Below are 22,367 nucleotides of genomic sequence, written 5' to 3' on the forward strand. Positions count from 1 at the left end.
GAAGGAGTGGGACTAGAAACGGACGTCGAGCGTGATGTCCGTGAAGGTGGGTTCGTCGACCTGGTCGGTCAGGCTGCGGTCGTCGGCCGCCGCCTTGGGCGCGGCGCGGTTCTGCAGGCGCCACAGCAGGTTGGTGGGCGAGTCGGCCTGGGCCAGGCCTTCTTCGCGGGTCACGCGCTCTTCGGTGATGAGGCGGGCGATGTCTTCCTCGAAGGTCTGAGAGCCTTCGGCCATCGACTTCTCCATGGCTTCCTTGACGCCGGAGAAGTCGCCTTTTTCGATGAGCTCGGCCACGAGGGCGGTGTTCAGCATGACCTCGACCGCGGGCACGCGGCTGCCGGCCTGGGTGCGCAGCAGGCGCTGCGACACCACGGCGCGCAGCGCGCCGCCTAGGTCGCCCAGCAGCGTGGCGCGCACCTCGACGGGGTAGAAGCCCAGGATGCGGTTCAGCGCGCGGTAGCTGTTGTTGGCGTGCAGCGTGGCCACGCACAGATGGCCCGACTGCGCATAGGCAATGGCGGCCGTCATGGTGTCGCGATCGCGGATTTCGCCGATCTGGATCACGTCGGGCGCCTGGCGCAGCGCGTTCTTCAGCGCGGTCTGCAGCGAGGCGGTGTCGCTGCCCACGTCGCGCTGGTTCACCACCGACTTCTTGTTGGTGTAGGTGAATTCGATCGGCTCTTCGACCGTGATGATGTGGCCGCTGGCGTTCTCGTTGCGGTAGTCCAGCATCGAGGCCAGCGTGGTGGTCTTGCCCGCGCCCGTGGCGCCGACCATCAGGATCAGCCCGCGCCGCTCCATGATGAGCGTCTTCAGGATGTCGGGCAGGTTCAGGTCGGCGAAGCGCGGAATGGTGTGGCTGATGTAGCGCACCACCACCGCATAGGAGCCGCGCTGGCGCATGGCGCTGATACGGTAGTTGCCGGTGCCTTCGAGGGCCAGCGCCATGTTGAGTTCGCCGGTGCTCTCCAGTTCCTGGATTCGCTCGGCGGGCGCCACCTCGGCCAGAAGGGCCAGCGGCGCCGAGGGCGGCAGCACCTGCGCGTTGACGGGCACGCAGTTGCCGTTGATTCGGATCAGCACCGGGGAGTGGGCCGACAGATAGATATCGGAGGCCCTGCGCTCGGCCATCAGGCGAAGAATTCGCTCCATCATGTTCATCGGTCTCTCTCCTCGGGTGCTGTTGTTCTCTCAGGCGGAAAGGCGATCGCTCCGTGAGGAGTCGATCAGTCGCGCAGCAGGTCGTTCAGGCTGGTCTTGGAGCGCGTCTGCGCGTCGACCGTCTTCACGATGATCGCGGCGTAGGTGCTGTAGTCCTGGCCCGACTTGGTCTTCTTGGGCAGGTTGCCGCTGATGACCACGCTGCCGCTGGGCACGCGGCCGTACGAGATTTCGCCGGTGTCGCGGTTGAAGATCGGGGTGCTCTGGCCGATGTACACGCCCATGCCGAGCACCGAGTTCTCTTCGACGATCACGCCTTCGACCACTTCGGAACGCGCGCCGATGAAGCAGTTGTCCTCGATGATGGTCGGGTTGGCCTGCAGTGGCTCGAGCACGCCGCCCAGGCCCACGCCGCCCGACAGGTGCACGTTGGCGCCGACCTGCGCGCACGAACCCACGGTGGCCCAGGTGTCGACCATGGTGCCTTCGCCCACGTAGGCGCCGATGTTCACGTACGAGGGCATCAGGATCGCGCCCTTGGCGATGAAGCTGCCGCGGCGGGCCACGGCCGGCGGCACGATGCGCACGCCCGATTCCTTCAGCTCGTTGGCCGACAGGTGCGAGAACTTGGTCGGCACCTTGTCGTAGAAGCCGAGCGAGCCGGCCTGCATCTGCTCGTTGTCCTTCAGGCGGAACGACAGCAGCACGGCCTTCTTGATCCACTGGTGCACGGTCCACTGGCCCACGCCTTCGCGGGTTGCCACGCGCAGCTTGCCGTTGTTCAGTTCGGTGATGACGTGTTCGACGGCGTCGCGCACTTCGGCCGACGAGGCGGAGGGCGAGATGTTGGCGCGGTCTTCCCACGCGGCGTCGATGATTTGTTGCAGTTGCTGGGTCATGGAGAAGGTCTCGTGTGAAAAATGGAAGCCGGGGCGCGGGTCAGCGGGGGCCGGCGGAGTTGTCCTGGCAGAAGCGGACGATGCGCTGGGCGGCTTCGACGCACTCGGCCGTCTCGGCCACCAGTGCCATGCGGATGCGGCCCCGGCCGGGGTTGGCGCTGTGGCTGGTGTCGCGCGCCAGATAGCTGCCCGGCAGAACCGTGACATTGTATTGAGCGTAGAGCGCGCGGGCGAAGGCTTCGTCGTCGCCAGCCCACACTTCGGGTACCCCGGCCCAGAGGTAGAAACTGGCGTCGGGCAGGCGCACGTCGAGCACCGGTTCCAGCAGCGGCGTGACGGCCGCGAACTTGGCGCGGTACATGGCGCGGTTCTCGACCACGTGGGCCTCGTCGCCCCAGGCCGCGATGCTGGCGGCGGCCACGGTGCCGCTCATGGCGCTGCCGTGGTAGGTGCGGTAGAGCAGAAACTTCTTGATGATGGCCGCGTCGCCGGCTACGAAGCCGCTGCGCAGGCCGGGCACGTTGCTGCGCTTCGAAAGCGAGGTCAGGGCGATCAGGTTCCGGAAGTCGGACCGGCCCAGCTTCACCGAGGCTTCGAGGCCGCTGAGCGGCGGCTCGTCGCGGAAGTAGATCTCGCTGTAGCACTCGTCGGCCGCGATCACGAAGCCGTGGCGGTCCGACAGGGCGAACAGCTTCTTCCACTCGTCGAGCGACATCACCGCGCCGGTCGGGTTGCCCGGCGAGCACACGAACACCAGCTGCGTGCGGGCCCAGACGGCTTCGGGCACGCTGTCCCAGTCGACCGCGAAATTGCGCGCGGGGATGCTCGGCGCGTAGTACGGCTCGGCGCCCGAGAGCAGGGCCGCGCCCTCGTAGATCTGATAGAACGGATTGGGCGAGATCACCACCGGCTGCGGCGACACGGTGGCGTCGATCACGGTCTGGGCCAGCGAGAACAGCGCCTCGCGCGAGCCGTTGACCGGCAGCACCTGCGTGGCCGGATCGAGCGCGAGGCTGTAGCGGGTCTGGAGCCAGTCGGTGAAGGCGGTGCGCAGCTTCAGGTCGCCGGCGGTGGCCGGGTAGGCGGCCAGCGCGCCCAGGCTGTTGCTCAGCGCCTCCTTGATGAAGGCCGGCGTGGCGTGCTTGGGTTCGCCGATGCCCAGGCTGATGGCGGGGAACTCGGGGTTGGGCGTGACGCCCGCGAACAGTTGCTTCAGCCGCTCGAAGGGATAGGGCTGCAACCTGGAGAGCAAGGGATTCATGGCCGGGATTATCGGCGACGGGGTGGCCGCCTCATGACGCCAGTGCCTCTATGGTCGCGTCGACCAGGGCGCGCAGCCGCGCGAGGCGCCGCAGGTCGCGGTGATAGCCGAGCCACACGTCGCGCCCCGGCGGCGGTTCGCCCAGCTCGACGCGCTCCAGTCCGGGCGTTTGCGCGCCCAGTGCAATGGGCAGCACGGCAAGGCCGACACCGGCGGCGCACAGCCGCGCCTGCGCCTCGCGGTTGTTGCTGCCGAAGGCGGTGCGGGCTTTCGGCAGCATGCGGCGCAGCCAGACCGCATCGGGGAAGTCGCGGTATGCGCTGTCGAGCGTGACCAGCGCGCTGCCTTCGCCGTCGCCCGCCACCGGATGCGGCTGGCCGGCGGCGGCATAGAGCGCGTAGTCCATGTGCATCAGCTTGCGCTGCAGGATGTAGGGCTCGTCGAACGGCTGGATGCGAAAGACGAGGTCGGCCTCCCGGCGTGCCAGGTTCAGCAGGCGGGCATCGGTCAGCAGTTCGATGCCGACGCCGGGGTGCTGTTTGAGAAACCCCGCCAGCACCGGCGACAGCACATGAACGCCGAACCAGTCGGAGGAAGACACGCGCAGCGAGCCTTCGAGCTGCTGCTGCGCGCTGCCCGCCAGCTCACGCTGGAACGCCAGTGCCTGTTCTTCCATGCGCTCGGCATGGCCCAGCACCGATTCGCCCTCGGCCGTGAGCACGAAGCCGTCGCTGGTGCGCTGGAACAGCGTGAGCGACAGGCTGGCCTCCAGCGCTTTCAGCCGACGGCCCATCGTGGGTTGCGACAGGCCGGTCTGCCGGGCGGCCGCCATCAGCGTGCCGGTGCGCGCGATGGCCAGGAAGACGCGGATGTCGCTCCATTCCATCGGGGCTTTGGTGCTCTCATTCATTTTTGAATGATAAGGCTGCATTTCTGTCGATTTACTTGCATTTGTGTTGATCGAACAATCGATCCATCGCTCATTCATCGATCAGCCAATCCAAGGATTCCAGCCATGACAACGTCTTCTTCCACCATGCGTGCCGCCGTCCTCGATGCCGCCGGCCAGCCTTTTCGCATCGCCGAACTCGGGCGGCCCGTGCCGGCACAGGGCCAGGTGCTGGTGCGCATCCATGCCAGCGGCGTGAACCCGCTGGACACCAAGATCCGCGCCGGCCAGGCGGCCCATGCGCAACAGCCGCTGCCCTCGGTGCTCGGCATGGACCTGGCGGGCGTGGTCGAGGCTGTCGGCCCGGGCGTGACGAAGTTCAGGCGCGGCGACGAGGTCTACGGCATGGCCGGCGGCATCGGCGGGCTGCAGGGCACGCTGGCGGAGTACGTGGCGGTCGATGCCGACCTGATCGCGTTCAAGCCGCACAACCTGAGCATGCGCGAGGCCGCGGGCATTCCGCTGGTGTTCATCACCGCGTGGGAAGGCCTGGTGGACCGGGCGAACACGCAGGCCGGCCAGACAGTGCTGGTGCATGGCGGCGCGGGCGGCGTCGGCCACATGGCGGTGCAACTGGCGCGCTCGCTGGGCGCGAAGGTGTTCGCGACCGGCGGCCCGTCGCAGGCCGAAACCATCCGGCGCTTCGGCGCGACACCGATCGACTACACGACGGCTTCGGTCGACGACTACGTCGCGCAGCACACGGCCGGCGAAGGTTTCGACGTGGTGTACGACACGGTCGGCGGCGCGGTGCTCGACGCCTCGTTCGTCGCCGCGCGCCGCTACGGCGGGCATGTGGTCAGCTGCCTTGGCTGGGGCACGCACGGGCTGGCGCCGCTGTCCTTTCGCGCCGCGACCTATTCGGGCGTGTTCACGCTGCTGCCGATGATCACGGGCCGCGGCCGCGCGCACCACGGCGAGATCCTCGATGCCGCGACCCGGCTAGCGGAGGCCGGGCAGCTCGTGCCGCTGATGGACGCGCGCCGGTTCAGCCTGTCGCAGGCCACGTCGGCCCATGAGGCCGTGGAGGCCGTGGAGGCCGGCAATGCGCGGGGCCGCGTCGTGGTCGACATCGCGGCCTGAACGAGGAGCGGCAGGCGCCGCCTCAGCAGAGCGGGTGGTTGAACTGGCCGATCATGTTGGCGAAGTTCTGGTTGTAGCGGTTGGCCGAGTTGACGATGCTGGAGCTGCGCATGTGCGCCGGCAGCCGGGCCATCGCGCCGCTCTCCTTGCGCTTGAAGACGCCGTCCTTGGCGTCCTTGAGCATCGAGCGCGACTGGCCGATGAACTCGTTGATCTGCAGCATGCCGCCGTCGCAGCTCTTGCCGCTCTTGGCTGTCTGCTCGCCGATCTTCCTGCTCCAGCCCTCGGCCGACTGGGCTACCAGCGCCAGCGAGGCCTCGAAGGCGGCCACTGCCTTGGGGTCGTTGGGCGATTCGAACAGCGCATTGGCGTCGCTGTGGTTCAGCTTGCCGTGGTAGATCAGGCCGGCGCGGTAGTAGGCGGCGGTGTCCTTCGGGGCCTTCTCGAAGGCTTCCTTGGTCAGGGCCCGGTCGCGGGCGCTCAGGCCGTTGTCGAACGCGGCCTCGGCCTGCGCGACGGTGGTGAGCGCGGCCAGGTAGTCGGTGTTCATCTGGCGGGCCTTGTCGCCGTTGTCGGCAAGGTAGCCCTTGGAATTGGCGTAGTTGTTCAGCTCGCGGCTCAGCGGCGACAGCAGCTTGAGCGCGGCGGAAAAGGCCTTGGCCGATTCATCGATCTCGGGCAGCGGCGCGCCGATGGCGGCGGCGGTGTCGAGCTTCTTCGCCGAGCGGTCGATCAGGATGTCGTTCTGGATACGCAGGCTGCTCAGCGGCGCCTTGGCCTGCAGCAGCGGCACCTGCTGCGCGATGTATTCCTCGCGCGCCTGCTGGAACGACGTGCGCAGGTTGTTCGACACGTCGACGTAGATGTTGTATTTCTCGATCTGCTGCTGTTCCGCGTCGGCGGGCGCTGCCTTGGCTTGCGGGGCATTGGCGGGCGGGGCTGCCTTGTCGCCGCAGCCGGCCAGCAATGCCGAGGCCGCGAAAAGCGTGGCGCCAAGGGTCGTCGTCCAGTTCCAGTACTTCATCTTTCTTCTCCTCCGTTAAAAAAGAAACGCGCAGGCATGCCGGGGCCGGCAGGGCCGGCCCGGCGGGAACATGGGGGATGGTTGGGCGCGGTCAGGCCGCGCTGCGCCGGTAGAAGGCCAGCGAGCCGGCCAGCGCCAGCAGCATGCCGCCGCAGGCGCGGTCGATCCAGCGGGTGGCCGACACGGTCAGAAGCCGGATCGCGCGGGCGCCGACGAAGGCGTAGGCCAGCATCACCGCCATGTCGAGCGCCGCGAAGATCAGCGCGATGACGATGTACTGCGGCGCCTGCGCGGCCGTGGGGTCGATGAACTGCGGCAGCAGCGCCGAGCAGAAGATGTAGCCCTTCGGGTTCGTCACCGCCACCAGGAAGGACTTGAAGAAGATCCGGCGGCTTTCGCCCGCCGTCACCGACGCGGCGGCATCGGCGGTCGGCAGCTGGAAGCCGCCCTTGGAGCGCAGCATGCGCAGGCCCAGCCAGGCCAGGTACACCGCGCCGACCCACTTCAGCATCGAGAACCAGAATTCCGAGGCGGCCAGCAGCGCGCCCAACCCGAGCGCCACGGCGCCGACCAGCACGAAGTCGGAGAGCACCGCACCGAGCATGCCCGGCAGCGCGCGGCGCACGCCGTGCCGCGATCCGTTGCTCAGCGCCAGCAGCACCGTGGGGCCGGGGGTGGCGATGGCGGCGAAGGCGACGATGGCGAAGAGCAGGGCGGTGGCGAGCGTCATCGTGGGGGTCTCCTTGGTGTCAGATTTTCTTGACGAGCACCTGGCTCTTGCGGTCCCAGTTGTACTTGCGCTTGCGGGCTTCGGGCAGCCAGTCAGGGTTGACCTGCTGGAAGCCGCGCTTGAGGAACCAGTGCATGGTGCGCGTGGTGAGCACGAAGATGCTGTCCAGGCCCATGGCCTTGGCGCGGTGCTCGATGCGCTTGAGGATGCGTTCGCCGTCGCCCTGCGACTGCGTGTGCGGCGACACCGTGAGCGCGGCCATCTCGGCGGTGCGCTCCTCGGGGTAGGGGTAGAGCGCCGCGCAGCCGAAGATCACGCCGTCGTGCTCGATCACCGTGTAGTGGCCCACGTCGCGCTCGATCTCGTTGCGGTCGCGCTTGACCAGCGTGCCGTCGCGCTCGAAGGGTTCGATCAGCTGCAGGATGCCGCCGATGTCGTCCACCGTGGCTTCGCGCAGGCTCTCGAGCTTCTCGTCGATCACCATGGTGCCGACGCCGTCGTGCACGTAGACCTCGAGCAGCAGCGAGCCGTCGAGCGCGAACGGCAGGATATGGTTGCGCTCCACGCCGGCCTTGCAGGCCTTCACGCAGTGCTGCAGGTAGAAGGCCGTGTCCGTCGGCTTCTGCGGCGGCGGCAGCGAGGCGAGCAGCTTTTCGGCGGCGTCCAGCGGCAGTTCGGTGTCGATGGGGTTGTCTTCGCTTTCGGGCAGCTCGCTGTCCATGCGGATGCCCGGGATTTCCGTGAGGAAGATCAGCTTGTCGGCTTGCAGCGAAATGGCGACGCTGGTCGCCACTTCTTCCATCGTCAGGTTGAAGGCCTCGCCGGTCGGCGAGAAGCCGAAGGGCGACATGAGCACCATCGCGCCGAAGTCCAGCGTACGGCGAATGCCCGCCGCGTCCACCTTGCGCACCAGGCCCGAATGCTTGAAGTCGACGCCGTCGACCACGCCCACGGGGCGCGCGGTGATGAAGTTGCCGGAGATCACGCGCACCGTCGAGCCGGCCATCGGCGTGTTGGGCAGGCCTTGGCTGAAGGCGGCCTCGATCTCGTAGCGCAACTGGCCGGCGGCTTCCTGCGCGGAGTCGAGCGCCACTTCGTCGGTGATGCGGATGCCGTGGGAGTAGCGCGCCTCGTGGCCCTTGGCCGCGAGCTGTTCGTTGACCTGCGGGCGGAAGCCGTGCACCAGCACGATCTTGACGCCCATGCTCTGGATCAGCGCCAGGTCTTGCGCGATGTTCTGCAGTTTGCCCGCCGCGATCGCCTCGCCCGCGAGCCCGACCACGAAAGTCTTACCGCGATGCGTGTGGATGTAAGGCGCGACCGAGCGGAACCAGGGCACGAAGGTGAAATTGAAGACGGTGGACATGGGGCGTGATTGTGCATTCATGAAAGGGCGTTTGCCTGACTCGGGCAATGTGCCGGGCACTGTCAGGCGATCGCGCGCAGCACGCGGGCCGCGCTGGCCGGAATGGAGCCGCCACCGACATGCGCTGACGATGGCGGCAGCAGCTCGGCATGGCGCGCGCGGAAGCTCGCGAGCAGGGCCGAATAGGCGTCCGTCGGTGCGCCGGCGCTGCCCGCTGCCGGGTCGGGCAGGTCGAGCATGGCGGCGAGCTCGGCCGGCGCGATGGAGCCATCGCGCATCAGCGCGTCGACCACCGCCATCAGCGCCGGCGCGTGCGCTTCGAGCAGCGAAACGGCGCGCGCATGCTCCTGCACCAGCAGGGCCTCGATCTCGGGATCGGTGGACGCCACGTCGGTGTTGCGGTTGTCTTCCGGATCGTTCGAGATGTCGGTGCGGCTCAGGCGCGTGCCGAAGGCGAAGTGGCGCACGTATTGAGCCGCGCAGGCGGTGGCCTGGATGAAGTCCTGCACCGCGCCCGAGGTGGTGGCCGCCTCGCCGAACACCAGCAGCTCGGCGGCGCGGCCCGCCAGGCTCACGCAGATGCGGTCGCGCAGGTTCTCCTTCGACCAGGCCTTGCGCTGCTCGTAGCTGTTGTAGCCGCCCTCGAACGAGGCCACGTTGATCTTGATCTCCTGCGGCGCGCGGCCGAACAGCAGGCCGTAGGCCACGCCGTGACCGGCCTCGTGCACCGCGAGCAGCGCGCGGAAGTCCTCGCTCGAGCGCTGCTTCAGGCGGTTCAGCTCCAGCGCCACCGGAAACTGACGGTGCGCCTTGCGGTACCTGGCGGTGATGCAGGAGACGCCCGCGTCCAGCGCGAGCCATACCGGCTCGCTGCCGTTGGCGCCGCGCTCCAGTGCCCACAGCGCGGCGTTGACCAGCGTGGCGCTCAGGATCGCGTGGATCGACGAGAACAGCGGGCGCGTGCCCTGCGCCGGGAACACGGCGTTGGCGTAGATCTGCTCGTACACGCTCGCATCGAGCACGAAGCGCACGCCGGAGCTTTCCTGGATCTCGGCCACGTAGCGGTCGCAGATCGACAGGATCAGGCGCACGTAGGTCGCGCGGTTGAACGAGGGGTAGATCACGTGGTTGTTGCCCAGGCGCGCGATCTGCTCGGGGCGGAAGCGCTCGGCCAGCGCCTTCTTCACGTCGATGACGGAGAGCTTCTTCGTCAGCGCGTGGAAGATGTCGGCGTCGGTGTCGCAGTCTTCGACGCGGCGGGCGGTCTCGGCGTACATCTCGTCGAGGTTGCCCGAGACGAACACCAGCAGCTTGCTGTAGTCGGTTTCCCAGCTCTGCTGCGTGTCGCGGAAGGCGCGCAGGCGCGCGTGCACCTCGGCGGGCTTCCAGGCCATGATCTGCAGCAGGGTCTCGGAGAGCTTGAGGCAGCGCTTCACTTCGCGCGCTTCCCAGGGCGACAGGTGCAGCTTGCGCTTCTTGTCTTCCTTCTTCTTGCCGGCGGCAGTGCCGTCGCGGTCCTGCACGTATTCGGCCTGGGCGAGCGACGATTCGATCTCGCCCAGCATCGACAGCGCGGGCGGCAGGCGGCCGTCGGACAGCAGCGCCCACACGTCCTGGTAGCGCTCGACCTTGGCGTCGTGGCCGTTGCCGTCGACGGTGCGAAAGCGCTGGAACTCGTCGAGCACCAGGATGCCGGGCGTGCCCTCGGCAATGCCCGACTCGGCCAGCATGGCCGAGATGGAGCCGCGGCTGTGATAGCCCGAGCCGTGGCTGAAGCCGTCCATCTGCACTTCGATGAAGCGGTCGTAGAAGCCCAGGTGCTGGGCGAGCCGGCGAACCAGTTGGGTCTTGCCGGTGCCGGTAAGGCCCCAGAGGCAGACCACCACGGGGCGGCTGATGAGCTGCGGCAGCACGTACCAGGCGCGCAGCGAATCGATCACGCGATCGATGATGTCGTCGATGCCGAAGAGCTCGGTCTTGAGCGCTTCGGAAACGGTCTGCAGGTGGCGCGAGCGCTCGGAAAGCTCGGCGTGCAGGGTGGAGCGGATGTCTTTTGGCATGGTGTTTTTCTTCTTGTCGAACAGGTACAGATACGCAAAGCCGGCGGCCGGACGCTCTGGGTGTCGGTTGCGGCGCTCCGGCGTACGGAGCGCACACGCGGCGCGGGCCTCAGGCCGGGCGAGGCAACTTGCCCCTTCCATGCGCAGCGAGCGCATGGCTTGCGCGGCGACGGCGCAAGGTGGTGGGGGCAAGGCGATAGGACATGGACGCGATCGTAGTGGCGGTTTGCAATTGAGTAAAGACTATTTACAGATCGCGTCGCAGCGAAGCCGCGTGCTGTGGATGCCGTGCAACAGCCGCGGTGCGCACCGATAATCTGCGGTTTGCCCGCCGCGCCGGCCCGACGACTGTTTTCCCTTGACGACCACGACACCCCTCCGCATCGAATTTCCCGAATCGCTTCCTGTCTCGGGCAGGCGCGACGAGATCATGGCCGCCATCTCGGCGCACCAGGTCGTGATCGTGTGCGGCGAAACGGGCTCGGGCAAGACCACGCAGCTGCCCAAGATCGCGCTCGCGCTGGGCCGCGGCAAGCTCAACGCCGAACCTGGCAAGGGCCGGCTCATCGGCCACACGCAGCCGCGACGCATTGCCGCCAGCTCGGTGGCCAAGCGCATCGCCGAGGAACTGAAGACGCCGCTGGGCGACGTGGTCGGCTTCAAGGTGCGCTTCCAGGACCGCCTGTCGCGCGATGCCTCGGTCAAGCTGATGACCGACGGCATTCTGCTGGCCGAGACGCAGACCGATCCGCTGCTGAAGGCCTACGACACGCTCATCATCGACGAGGCGCACGAGCGCTCGCTGAACATCGACTTCCTGCTGGGCTACCTGCGCGAGATTCTTCCGCGCCGGCCCGACCTGAAGGTGATCGTCACCTCGGCCACCATCGATGCCGACCGCTTCGCCCAGCATTTCGCCTCCGCCAAGGGGCCGGCGCCGACCATCATGGTGTCGGGCCGCACCTTCCCGGTGGAGCAGCGCTACCGTCCGTTCGAGGAGTCGCGCGAGCACGACCTGAACGACGCCATTGCCGATGCGGTCGACGAGCTCTGGCGCGACCCGCACAACGCGGGCGACATCCTGATCTTCCTGCCCGGCGAGCGCGAGATTCGCGAGGCCGCCGACCACCTGCGCCGCCACGTCAGCCACCAACCGCTGTTCCGCAGTGCCGAGGTGCTGCCGCTTTTCGCTCGCCTGTCGGGCCCGGAGCAGGACCGCATCTTCGAAAGCCACAACGGCCGGCGCATCGTGCTGGCCACCAACGTGGCCGAGACTTCGCTCACGGTGCCGGGCATCCGTTACGTGATCGATACCGGCACGGCGCGTGTCAAGCGCTACAGCTTCCGCAGCAAGGTCGAGCAACTGCTGGTCGAGCCGATCAGCCAGGCCGCGGCCAACCAGCGCGCGGGCCGCTGCGGGCGGGTGGCGAACGGCATCTGCATCCGCCTGTACGACGAAAAAGACTTCGAAGGCCGCCCGCGCTTCACCGATCCGGAAATCCTGCGTTCTTCGCTGGCCGGCGTCATCCTGCGGATGAAGTCGCTGCGCCTGGGCGACGTGGCGCGCTTTCCGTTCCTGGAGGCGCCGTCTCCGCGCGCGATTGCCGACGGCTACCAGCTGCTGAACGAGCTCGGCGCGGTCGACGACGCCAACGAACTCACGCACACCGGCGCCGAGCTGTCCCGGCTGCCGCTCGACCCGCGCGTGGGCCGCATGATTTTGGAAGCACGCGCGCGCGGTGCGCTCGAAGAAGTGCTGATCATCGCCTCGGCCCTCAGCGTGCAGGACGTGCGCGACCGCCCGATGGACGCGCAGCAGCAGGCCGACCAGGCGCATTCGAAATTCGACGACGAGAAGAGCGAATTCAGCGGCTACCTGCGCCTGTGGAAATGGATCGCCGACGCGCGCGGCGGCCACGGCGATACGCACAAGCTCAGCAACCGCCAGTACGAGCAGCTGCTGCGCCAGAACTTCATCAACATCCGCCGTGTGCGCGAATGGCGCGACATCCATTCGCAGCTGCTCACGGTGGTCACCGAGCACAAGTGGCGCATCAACGCCGAGCCCGCGGGCTACGAGCCGCTGCACCTGTCGATGCTCGCCGGCCTGCTGGGCAACGTGGGCTGGAAGCTGGAGGACGACGAGGCGTATCTAGGCGCGCGTGGCATCAAGTTCTACAAGCACCCGGGCGCGCACCTGAAGAAGAAGCCGGGCCGCTGGATCGTGGCGGCCGAGCTGGTCGAGACCACGCGGCTCTTCGGGCGCGGCGTCGCCAACATCGAGCCGCAGTGGCTCGAACAGGTGGCGGGGCATCTGCTGAAGAAGCAACTGCTCGACCCGCACTGGGAGAAGAAGGGCGCGCAGGTCTCGGCGCTGGAGCGCGCGACGCTGTACGGCCTGGTGGTCTACAGCGGCCGGCGCGTCGACTTCACCAAGGTCGATCCGGTCGCGGCGCGCGAGATCTTCATTCGCGAGGCGCTGGTCGGCGGGCAGTGGGAAAGCAAGTTCCCGTTCCTCACGGCCAACCGCAAGCTGGTGCGCGAGGTCGAGGGGCTGGAGCACAAGTCGCGCCGGCAGGACGTGCTGGTCGACGACGAGCTGATCTTCGTCTTCTACGACGCGCAGTTGCCCGCCGACGTGGCGAGCGGCATCACCTTCGAGAACTGGTATCGCCACGCCTCGAGAGAACAGCCGCGCCTGCTGTACCTCACGCGCGACGAGCTGATGCGCCATCAGGCGGCGGGCATCACGACCCAGTCGTTCCCGCCGACGCTGCGGCTCGGCGGTGTCGATTGCGCCGCCAGCTACCTGCATGAGCCGGGCGACGCGAAAGACGGCCTCACGGTCAGCGTTCCGCTGTTCGTGCTCAACCAGGTGAGCGAGGAGCGCTGCGAGTGGCTGGTGACGGGCATGCTGAAGGACAAGATCCAGGCGCTGCTCAAGAGCCTGCCGCAGCGCCCGCGTTCGCGGCTGGTGCCGCTGCCCGAGTCCGCCGGCAAGCTGGCGGAGGAGCTGTCGGTGCCAGAGCTGTTCGGCACCGGCTCGCTGACCGACGTGCTGCTCAAGCGCGTGCGCGACATGACCAGCATCGACGTCAAGCGCGCCGACTTCAAGCTCGACATGCTGCCGCCGCACCTGTTCATGAACCTGCGCGTGATCGACGAGCACGGGCGGCAACTGGGCATGGGGCGCAACCTTGGTGCGCTGAAGGCCGAACTCGGTGCGCAGGCGCGCGGCGCGTTCCAGGCGCTGGCGGGGCTGAACGTGAAAGCGTCGCCGGAGAAGAAGGACGCGGCTTCGTCGGATCAGGGCTCGAAGACGCCCGCGAAGGCTTCCAGCGCGCCCGCGCCCGCGGCGTTGCCGGCCGGCCAGCGCTACACGAGCTGGACTTTCGGCGAGCTGCCCGAGCTGATGGAAGTGCGGCGCGGCTCGCAGTCGCTGATCGGCTTTCCGGCGCTGCGCGACGAGGGCGACGCCGTGACCATCGAGGTGTTCGACGAGCCGGCCGTGGCCGCCGCCAAGCACCGCGCCGGCCTGCGCCGCCTGTTCGCGCTGCAGCTGAAAGACGCGCTCAAGTACCTCGAGAAGAACATCCCCGACCTGCAGAAGATGTCCGTGGCCTACATGCCGCTCGGCACCTCCGAAGAGCTGCGCACGCAGATCATCGACGTGGCGATCGACCGCGCATTCCTGCAGGAGCCGCTGCCGACCGACGAGTTCGCTTTCAAGAAACGGCTGGACGAAGGCCGCGGCCGGCTCACCTTGATCGCGAACGAGGTGGCTCGGCTCGCGTCGACCATCCTCATCGAATACGCCGCCGCCGCGCGCAAGATCAAGGACACGAAGATCCAGCCCGACGCGGTGCAGGACGCCGCGCAGCAACTGCAGCGGCTGGTCGGCAAGCGCTTCATTGCCGATGCGCCGTGGACGCAGCTGCAGCACTTCGCGCGCTACCTCAAGGCCATCGTGCTGCGGCTTGACAAGCTGCGCGCGGACCCGGCGCGCGATGCCGCGAAGCTCGCGGAACTGAAGCCGCAGGACCAGCGCTACTGGCGCCTGGTGGCCGAGCGCAAGGGCGTGGTCGACGACCGCATGCTCGAATTCCGCTGGCTGCTGGAGGAGCTGCGGGTGAGCTTTTTCGCGCAGGAACTGCGCACGCCCCAGCCGGTGAGCGTGAAGCGGCTGGACAAGGCCTGGGCGCAGCTGCAGGCCTGATCGCCAGCGGCGCCCGACGGACGAAAAAAAGCCCGCGGTCGCGGGCTTTTTCAGTTCATGGGCCGCTCGTGCCTATATGCGTCCCATGAGCACGAGGATCACGACGATCAGCACGATCAGGCCGACGCCGCCGCTGGGACCATAGCCCCAGGACCGGCTATAGCCCCAGCTCGGCAGCGCGCCTATCAGTACCAGGATCAGAACGATCAGCAGAATGAACGAGAGCGACATGTTTTCTCCAGGGCGTTGTTGTGATGAGCTTTGATGCTCGCCCTGGCGTGTCGCGCGGATCGCCGGATAGCAGCCTCTTCGGCGGTCATCCAAAGTCCTACCGCCGGTGTCGGCGCCTTGCCGGTTTGCCGTCAGAGGCGCGCGAGTCGCTCCAGCGCGGCGAGCAGCGTTTCGTCCTTCTTGGCGAAGCAGAAGCGCACCACCCGCTGATCGAAGCCGTTGCCGTAGAAGGCCGACAGCGGAATCGCCGCCACGCCGATCTCGCTGGTGAGCCAGAGGCAGAAATCGGCTTCCGACAGGTCGCTCACCGCCGAGATGTCGACGCACTGGAAGTAGCTGCCTTCGCTGCGCAGCAGCTTGAAGCGCGTCTTCTCGGCCAGGCCGGCGGCGAACAGGTCGCGCTTGCGCTGGTAGAAAGCCGGCAGTTCCAGGTAGGGCGCGGGCTCGGCCATGTAGCGCGCGAGCGCGTGCTGCATCGGCGTGTTCACGGTGAACACGTTGAACTGGTGCACCTTGCGGAACTCGGCCATCAGCGGCGCCGGCGCGGCCACGAAACCGACCTTCCAGCCGGTGACGTGATAAGTCTTGCCGAAGCTGCTGACGATGAAGCTGCGCGCCGCCAGGCCCGGGAAGCGCGCCACGCTCTCGTGCCGCGCCTGGTCGAACACCATGTGCTCGTAGACCTCGTCGCTGATCACGAACACGTCGGTTGGGGCGAGCAGTTCCTCGAGCTTGCGCATCTCGGCCTCGGTCCAGACCGTGGCGCTCGGGTTGTGCGGCGTGTTGATGATGATGGCGCGCGTGCGCGGCGTGAGCGCGGCGGCGATCTTGTCGAAGTCGGGGCGGAAGGTGCCGGGCACGAGCGGCACGCGCACCACGCTGCCGCCGGCCAGCTCGATGTTGGGCACGTAGCTGTCGTAGCAGGGCTCCAGCACGATCACTTCGTCGCCCGGGCGCACCACGGCGAGGATGGCCGTGATGATGGCCTGCGTGGCGCCGGCGGTGACGGTGATTTCAGTGGCCGCGCTGTAGCCGTGACCGTACAGCGCCGAGATCTTGGCGGCGATGGCCTCGCGCAGCGCCGGAATGCCCGGCATCGGCGGGTACTGGTTGTGGCCCGCGGCCATGGCCGCCGTCACGTCTTCGAGCAGTTTCGGGTCGCAGTTGAAGTCCGGAAAGCCCTGGCCCAGGTTGACCGCGTTCTTCTCTGCCGCCAGGGTCGACATGACCGTGAAGATGGTGGTGCCGACGGAGGGCAGCTTGGTGCCCACTTCGGGCGTGCGTGGGGCGTGAACTGTGCTCATAGCTCGTAGTCTTGTTGGTGGCCGCTCAGGGCCTTGGCGATCAGGTTGCGGTCTAGGCGGTCGGAGAGCAGCTCGGCGAACTTGAAGACGAAGTTGCGCAGGTAGGCGCTGCGCTTGAAGGCGACGCGGGCGATATTCTGGCCGAACACATGGCCCATGGGGCGCACCACGAGGTCGGCGTTCGACTCGTCGCGCACCGCCATCTCGGCCACGATGCCCACACCCAGGCCGAGGCGCACGTAGGTCTTGATCACGTCGGAGTCGATGGCTTCCAGCGCGATGCGCGGCGTGAGCTTCTTCTGCGCGAAGGCATGGTCGATGCGCGTGCGGCCGGTGAACGACGGGTGGTACGTGATGATCGGCTCGCTCGCCAGGTCTTCGAGCGAAATGCGCTCCTTGGCGGCCAGCGGATGGTCCTTGGGCAGCACCAGCACGTGCTGCCATTCGTAGCAGGGCAGGGTGACCAGCTCGGCGTAGCCGTCGAGCGATTCGGTGGCGATGCCGATTTCGGCGATTTCGTCGATCACCATGCGCGCCACCTGGTCGGGCGAGCCTTGGTGCAGGCTCACGTTGACCTTGGGGTAGGCCTCGCGCAGGTTGGCCACGGGCACCGGCAGCACGTAGCGCGCCTGGGTGTGGGTGGTGGCGATCGAAAGGGTGCCGCTGTCCTGCGCGCTGAACTGCTCGCCGATGCGCTTGAGGTTGCCCACCTCTCGCATGATGAGTTCGATGCTGGCAATGACATGCTGGCCCGGCTCGGTAACGCGCTTGAGCCGCTTGCCGTGGCGCGCGAAGATTTCAACGCCCAGTTCTTCCTCGAGCTCGATGATCGCCTTGGAAACACCAGGCTGCGAGGTATGGAGTGCCTTGGCCGCCTCGGTGAGGTTCAGGTTGCGCCGCACGGCTTCCTGAACAAACTTGAACTGATGCAGATTCATATCAAATTCCGTCTTATTGCGGAATTCATTATGCCTTCGGAATCTATCGAAATTGCCGGATCTTCAGTTTTTGATTGCAATTTTGGCCAGCAGGTCGACCAGTTCGGGCTCCTCGCCCACGATCCGGGCCAGCGAGATGTCGATGGCCGGCCAGCGCTGGCGCAGCGCGTCGACCTGTTGCGGCAGGTCTTCGCGGGCGTGTTTGCCCATGCCGAGGAAAAGCGGAACCAGCCGGACGGCGGTGGCACCGGCGGTGACCAGGGCCGCGACCGCCGTGGGAAGGTCGGGCGCGGCCAGTTCCATGTACGCGCAGGCCACGAGCGCGTCGGGTGCGCGGCTGGTTACGCGCGCGGCCACGGCTTCGATGGGTTCGCGCCAGCGCTCGTCTCGCGAGCCGTGCGCCAGCAGGACGATGCCCTGGATCTGCCTGCCCCGGGTTGGCGCCGTCATCGTCTCAGGACCAGCCAACTGAAGGCCGTCAACGACATCACCGAGTAGATCAGCCCCGGCGCCGCGGCCGTGAGCCATGGCGACCAGTTGCCGAGGTTGCCGAGGTAGCCGAACACGTTGTTCAGCAGGAAGAAGCTGATGCCGATCATCACGCCGCCGAACACATAGGTCGTGATGCCGGCCTGGCGGAAGTGCAGGTAGGCGAAGGGCAGGGCGAGAACCACCATCACCAGGCACGACAGCGGATAGAACACCTTGCGCCAGAACTCGATCTCGTAGCGCTGGGCGGTCTGGCCGTTGGCGTCGAGGTGGCGGATGTAGTCGAACAGGTCGATCGTGCTCATGCGGTCGGGGCGCAGCAGGGCCACCGACACCATCTCGGCGGTCAGCGAGGTCGGCCAGTTCAGCTCGGGAATCTTGGTGCTGACGATGTGCGCCCGGTCGGCGGCGCCTTGCGTGTCGTAGTGCTGCTGGTCGACGTCGGTCAGTATCCAGTGGCCGTCGCCGCCGATGCGGGCCGAGGCCGCGAGCGTCTGCGTCTTGATGTAGCCCTTGTCGTCGAACTCGAAGATGCGGGGGCTCTTGAGCGCGCCGCCGCGGTCGATGGCCAGCACATTCACCGCATACGAGACGTCGCCGCGCTTTTCCTTGAGCCAGGCGCCGGTGTTGCCCGCCAGGGAATAGGTGCCCTGGTAGCGCGCCTTGAGCAACTGGCCGGTGCGCTCCGAGGTGGGCGCCACGTAGTCGCCGATCGCGAAGGTCAGCACGACGAAGCTCAGGCCCAGCAGCAGCAGGGTGCGCAGCGCGCGCCACGGTCCCAGGCCGCTGGTGCGCAGGATGGTGTATTCGGAGCTTTGCGCGAGCCGCGCCATCACGAAGATGGAGCCGATCAGCACGGTGATCGGCAGCAGTTCGTACAGGTGGCTCGGAATCAGCAGGGCCACGTAGATCAGCGCCTGCATGGGCCCGTAGTTGAGGCTGTCCGGCTTGCCGATGGACTGCAGCTCGTCGACGAAGTCGAAGAAGAAAAAGAGGCTCAGGAAGCCGAGCGTCACGAACGCGACGGACTTCAGCACCTCCACGTAGATCAGGCGTCTTATCGTTTTCACGTGGTGGGTTCGATCTTGGCAATGGTCGGCGCGGCGGCGCGGACTTTTCTGGCGCGGCGGCCCCAGTTGTTCTGGCGCGCGGTCAGCCACGCGAGGTTGATCGCGAGCACGCCGCCGTGCAGCAGCAGCATGAAGCCGCCCATGCTGAAGCGGCCCGAGCTGATCCAGCTCTGGCCCAGGTTGAGCATGTTGTAGTAGACGACGAAGGCGAACAGCGCCAGCAGCAGGTTGCCGCTGCGGCCGACGCGGGGGTTGGCGCTGGAGACGTTCAGCGCCAGCAGCACGAAGTTGACGGCGGTCAGCAGCATGCCGATGCGCCAGGCCAGCTCGCCCCGGCTCATGTCGCTCGGGTCGGTCAGCAGCGAAAGCGTGGTGCGTGCGCGCGACGGCGTGGCGTCGTTCGTGAGGCCGTCGCTGCCGCCGGCGCGGGTGCCGTAGGTCTTGAATTCGCTGATCTTCAGGCCGGTGTTGGCCATCGGCTGCTCCAGCCGCTGGCCGTTGTTGAGCAGCAGGTAGCGGGAGTCGCCGATGTTCTCGATGCTGCCGCTGCGCGCCGAGGTGGTGATCTGCATGTTGCGCTCGACCGACCAGATGAAGACGTTGGTGGCCTTGGAGTTGTCAGGCGTCTCCTTGTCGATGAAGAACACCCGCACGCGGCCCGCGGATTCGCGGAATTCGCCGGGCGCCACGCGCTCGATGTCGCTGCGCTGCTCGTACTGCTTGCGCATGCCGATGGTCTGCGAGTTGGCCCACGGCCAGCCGACCAGCGCCATCACCGCGATCAGGATCAGCACCGGCCAGGCGAAGCGAAACAGGGGCTTCACGAAGTCCATGAGGCCGCGGCCGCTGGAGAACCAGATGACCATTTCGCTGTCGCGGTACATGCGCGAGAGCGTCCCGACGATGGCGATGAACAGGCTCAGGCTCAGGATGGTCGGCATGTAGCCTAGCACCGTGTAGGCCATGACCAGGAACACCTCCTGCGGGTTCACACTGCCCTTGGACGCGAGCCCGAGGGTACGGATGAGCATCATGGTCATCACGATGGTGACCAGAACCACGAGGGTCGCTCCGAAGCTGCGGGACAGCTCCTTGCGTAGGGAAGAATGGAATAACATCGTTCGAGGAAAAAAAGGATTATGGACTTTCAACTCAAGACCCTCACCGTCGCCCAGGCCGCAGCCGAGAAATCCGATGTCCTGATCGTGCTCGTCGGCAGCGCCCCGCTCACCACCAAAGACCCGCTTTCCGTGCTGGCCGCCAGTGCCCGCAAGGCCGGGGACCTGCCCGACAAGGCCGGAAAACTCCTCACGCTGTACCGCCCCGACGACGTCGTGGCGGCCCGCGTGGTGTTCGCGGCCATCGGCGACGGCAAGCCCGCGTCGGTGCGCAGCGGCGTCGCGGCGGCGGTCAACGCGGCCAAGGCCCATGGGCCGAAGCGGGTGGTTCTTGTGTTCGCGCAGCCCGCGGACGGCGCGGCGGTGGCTTGCGCCGTCACGGCGGCGGCCGATGCCAGCTATGTCTACACCACCACCAAGTCGAAGGCCGAGCCGCGCAGCATCCGCAACCTGAGCGTCGGTGTGGCCGATGCGACAGCTGTTACCGGCGCTTTCAACGATGCCCGCGCCACCGTGCGGGGTATCGAGCTGGCCAAGGAGTGGGGCAACCGCCCCGCCAACCACGCCACGCCCACGCTGCTGGGCGAGGCCGCCAAGGGGCTGGCCAAGCTGCCCAAGATCAAGTGCGAAGTGCTGGGCCCGAAGGAAGTCGAGAAGCTCGGCATGGGCTCGTTCATGGCGGTGGCGCAGGGCTCTGCCGAGCCGCTGCGCTTCATCGTGCTGCGCTACCAGGGCGGCCCCAAGGACCAGGCGCCCGTGGTGCTGGTCGGCAAGGGCATCACCTTCGATACCGGCGGCGTTTCGCTCAAGCCCGCCGCCGAAATGGACGAGATGAAGTTCGACATGTGCGGCGCTGCGAGCGTGCTGGGCACCTTCCGTGCGCTCGGCGACATCCAGCCCGCGATCAACGTCGTCGGCCTGATTCCGTCGTGCGAGAACATGAACGACGGCCGCTCGGTCAAGCCGGGCGACGTGGTCACCAGCATGAGCGGCCAGACCATCGAAGTGCTCAACACCGATGCCGAAGGCCGCCTGATTCTTTGCGACGCGCTCACCTATGCCAAGCGCTTCGACCCCACCGCGGTGATCGACATCGCCACGCTGACCGGTGCTTGCGTGGTGGCGCTCGGCGGCGTGCGCAGCGGCCTGTTCTCCAGCGACGAAACGCTGGCCGCCGCGCTGGAAACCGCCGGTGAAGCCTCGCAAGACCGCTGCTGGCGCCTGCCGCTGGACGACGACTACGCCGAGGGCCTCAAGAGCAACTTCGCCGACGTGGCCAACATCGCCGGCCGTGCCGGCGGCGCCATCACCGCGGCCAAGTTCCTGCAGCGCTTTGCGGGCGACTTCGCCTGGGCCCACCTCGACATCGCCGGCACGGCCTGGAAGAGCGGGGCGGCCAAGGGCTCGACCGGCCGACCGGTGGGGCTGCTGGTCTCGTACCTCACGAGCCGCGCGGCCAGTGGCGTGCAGGCCAAGGCGGCCGACAAGGCTCCGGCTCGAAAGGCCCGGTCCGCGAAGTGACGGAAATCGGTTTTCACTACAACGCGCCGGACAAGCTGAACTACGCCTGCCGGCTGGTTCGAAAGGCCGTCAATGCGCGCGGCCTGCGCGTGGTGGTGATCGGCGACGCGCGCGCGCTCGACGTGGTGGATGCCGCGCTCTGGCAGCTTTCGCCGGTGGACTTCGTCGCGCATTGCCGTGGCGATGCGCCGCCTCATGTGCTTGCGCGTACGCCCGTCATTCTTTCTTCCGACGGTGCGGACGCGGCCGCGCTGCCGCACCGCGAGATGCTGGTGAACCTCGGGCTCGAGGTGCCGGCCGGCTTCGAGCGCTACGAGCGTCTCATCGACATCGTGAGCGACGAAAGCAACGACCGTCAGGTCGGCCGTTCGCGCTGGCGTCACTACGCCGACCGCGGCTACACCATCCAGCCGCACGACTTCGCAAAGAGTTCCTGACATGGCCAGCAACCTGCGCACGCCGCCCCGGTTCGTTCCCACCCTGACCACGGTGCTCGAGATCCCGGCGGAGCCCGCGGTCCCCGAGCCGCAGGCGGCCGTGCAGGCGACGCAGCCAGACCCGGAAAGCACCATGGCATTGCCGCCGGCGGCGCAGCTGTCGCAGGCGGAAATCGTCAGCCTCGAAGAGCAACTGCTGCATCGCGTGCTGCAGCGCGTGGACCTCTCTTTGGAAGAGCGTTTGAGCGACACCGTGTCAGCTGCCGTTCAGCATCAACTCGATGCAATGGTGCCGCGTTTGCGCAATGAAATCGAAGCCGTTCTGCGTGCTCTGGTGATCGAGGCAATGGCTGCCGAACTCAGCGAAAACACAGGGTCTACGCCAGCTTCCGGCGCATAAATCCTCGGCTAAACTGCGCCGCAGGTCGGAAGGGCGTGAGGGTGCCGCTGGTCTGCGGCGCGAAACTTGCGAGGTCTAGCCGCCCGGATCACACGACCGGTTTTTTATTC

Annotated in this window: 19 protein-coding genes; 5 read left to right on the forward strand and 14 right to left on the reverse strand. The window is 67.2% G+C overall.

Annotation, left to right across the window (positions count from 1 at the left end; translation table 11 throughout):
• Positions 1–12: 12 nt before the first annotated feature.
• From L3V85_RS17685 to L3V85_RS17700, 4 genes are all read right to left on the reverse strand, one after another.
• Complete coding sequence (locus L3V85_RS17685; protein WP_237680335.1) at positions 13–1,161, reverse strand: PilT/PilU family type 4a pilus ATPase; 1,149 nt, start codon at positions 1,159–1,161, stop codon at positions 13–15.
• Positions 1,162–1,226: 65 nt separating this feature from the next.
• Positions 1,227–2,060 carry a 2,3,4,5-tetrahydropyridine-2,6-dicarboxylate N-succinyltransferase gene (gene dapD / locus L3V85_RS17690; protein ID WP_237680336.1) on the reverse strand — a complete coding sequence of 278 codons (834 nt, stop codon included), beginning with the start codon at positions 2,058–2,060 and terminating at the stop codon, positions 1,227–1,229.
• Positions 2,061–2,100: 40 nt separating this feature from the next.
• Entirely contained in the window at positions 2,101–3,321 is a 1,221-nt protein-coding gene (gene dapC / locus L3V85_RS17695; RefSeq protein WP_237680337.1) for a succinyldiaminopimelate transaminase, read from the reverse strand.
• A 31-nt stretch (positions 3,322–3,352) separates the two neighbouring features.
• On the reverse strand, positions 3,353–4,231 hold the full coding sequence (locus L3V85_RS17700; protein ID WP_237680338.1) for a LysR family transcriptional regulator: 879 nt from the start codon (positions 4,229–4,231) through the stop codon (positions 3,353–3,355).
• A 105-nt stretch (positions 4,232–4,336) separates the two neighbouring features.
• Here L3V85_RS17700 and L3V85_RS17705 point away from each other — a divergent pair, with 105 nt between their 5' ends.
• Positions 4,337–5,353 (forward strand): zinc-dependent alcohol dehydrogenase family protein, encoded by a 1,017-nt coding sequence (locus L3V85_RS17705; protein WP_237680339.1) that lies wholly within the window; start codon positions 4,337–4,339, stop codon positions 5,351–5,353.
• A 22-nt stretch (positions 5,354–5,375) separates the two neighbouring features.
• Here L3V85_RS17705 and L3V85_RS17710 read toward each other — a convergent pair whose 3' ends face one another.
• The 4 genes from L3V85_RS17710 to L3V85_RS17725 form a co-directional block, all read right to left on the reverse strand.
• Positions 5,376–6,377 (reverse strand): DUF3829 domain-containing protein, encoded by a 1,002-nt coding sequence (locus L3V85_RS17710; protein WP_237680340.1) that lies wholly within the window; start codon positions 6,375–6,377, stop codon positions 5,376–5,378.
• A 91-nt stretch (positions 6,378–6,468) separates the two neighbouring features.
• A complete protein-coding gene (locus tag L3V85_RS17715) occupies positions 6,469–7,107 on the reverse strand; it encodes a LysE family translocator (protein ID WP_237680341.1) in 639 nt (212 codons plus the stop codon).
• A gap of 19 nt (positions 7,108–7,126) precedes the next feature.
• Positions 7,127–8,473: an amino-acid N-acetyltransferase gene (gene argA / locus L3V85_RS17720; RefSeq protein ID WP_237680342.1), complete on the reverse strand. Its 1,347-nt coding sequence runs from the start codon at positions 8,471–8,473 to the stop codon at positions 7,127–7,129.
• Between the two features lie 62 nt (positions 8,474–8,535).
• Entirely contained in the window at positions 8,536–10,533 is a 1,998-nt protein-coding gene (locus L3V85_RS17725) for an AAA family ATPase (protein ID WP_237680343.1), read from the reverse strand.
• Positions 10,534–10,963: 430 nt separating this feature from the next.
• Between L3V85_RS17725 and hrpA the strand changes: the two genes are divergently transcribed.
• On the forward strand, positions 10,964–14,749 hold the full coding sequence (gene hrpA, locus L3V85_RS17730) for an ATP-dependent RNA helicase HrpA (RefSeq protein WP_237680588.1): 3,786 nt from the start codon (positions 10,964–10,966) through the stop codon (positions 14,747–14,749).
• A 72-nt stretch (positions 14,750–14,821) separates the two neighbouring features.
• Here hrpA and L3V85_RS17735 read toward each other — a convergent pair whose 3' ends face one another.
• From L3V85_RS17735 to lptF, 6 genes are all read right to left on the reverse strand, one after another.
• A complete protein-coding gene (locus L3V85_RS17735; RefSeq protein WP_237680344.1) occupies positions 14,822–14,980 on the reverse strand; it encodes a DUF3309 family protein in 159 nt (52 codons plus the stop codon).
• A gap of 131 nt (positions 14,981–15,111) precedes the next feature.
• Positions 15,112–16,284 carry a pyridoxal phosphate-dependent aminotransferase gene (locus L3V85_RS17740; protein ID WP_237680345.1) on the reverse strand — a complete coding sequence of 391 codons (1,173 nt, stop codon included), beginning with the start codon at positions 16,282–16,284 and terminating at the stop codon, positions 15,112–15,114.
• A complete protein-coding gene (locus tag L3V85_RS17745; RefSeq protein WP_007832298.1) occupies positions 16,281–17,222 on the reverse strand; it encodes a CysB family HTH-type transcriptional regulator in 942 nt (313 codons plus the stop codon). Before L3V85_RS17745 ends, L3V85_RS17740 begins: the two co-directional genes overlap by 4 nt.
• 63 nt (positions 17,223–17,285) lie before the next feature.
• Entirely contained in the window at positions 17,286–17,672 is a 387-nt protein-coding gene (locus tag L3V85_RS17750) for a sirohydrochlorin chelatase (protein WP_237680346.1), read from the reverse strand.
• On the reverse strand, positions 17,669–18,781 hold the full coding sequence (lptG, locus tag L3V85_RS17755) for an LPS export ABC transporter permease LptG (RefSeq protein WP_237680347.1): 1,113 nt from the start codon (positions 18,779–18,781) through the stop codon (positions 17,669–17,671). Before lptG ends, L3V85_RS17750 begins: the two co-directional genes overlap by 4 nt.
• A complete protein-coding gene (gene lptF / locus L3V85_RS17760; protein WP_237680348.1) occupies positions 18,778–19,899 on the reverse strand; it encodes an LPS export ABC transporter permease LptF in 1,122 nt (373 codons plus the stop codon). Before lptF ends, lptG begins: the two co-directional genes overlap by 4 nt.
• A gap of 21 nt (positions 19,900–19,920) precedes the next feature.
• Between lptF and L3V85_RS17765 the strand changes: the two genes are divergently transcribed.
• From L3V85_RS17765 to L3V85_RS17775, 3 genes are read left to right on the forward strand one after another with little or no spacing between them, the layout of a single operon-like run.
• Positions 19,921–21,420, forward strand: coding sequence for a leucyl aminopeptidase (locus L3V85_RS17765; RefSeq protein WP_237680349.1), 1,500 nt, complete (start codon positions 19,921–19,923; stop codon positions 21,418–21,420).
• Complete coding sequence (locus tag L3V85_RS17770) at positions 21,417–21,857, forward strand: DNA polymerase III subunit chi (protein ID WP_237680350.1); 441 nt, start codon at positions 21,417–21,419, stop codon at positions 21,855–21,857. The genes L3V85_RS17765 and L3V85_RS17770 overlap by 4 nt, the downstream gene beginning before the upstream one ends.
• A 1-nt stretch (position 21,858) precedes the next feature.
• Positions 21,859–22,257, forward strand: coding sequence for a hypothetical protein (locus L3V85_RS17775; RefSeq protein ID WP_237680351.1), 399 nt, complete (start codon positions 21,859–21,861; stop codon positions 22,255–22,257).
• Positions 22,258–22,367: the final 110 nt, after the last annotated feature.

The organism is Variovorax paradoxus, from assembly GCF_022009635.1.
GTDB lineage: Bacteria > Pseudomonadota > Gammaproteobacteria > Burkholderiales > Burkholderiaceae_C > Variovorax.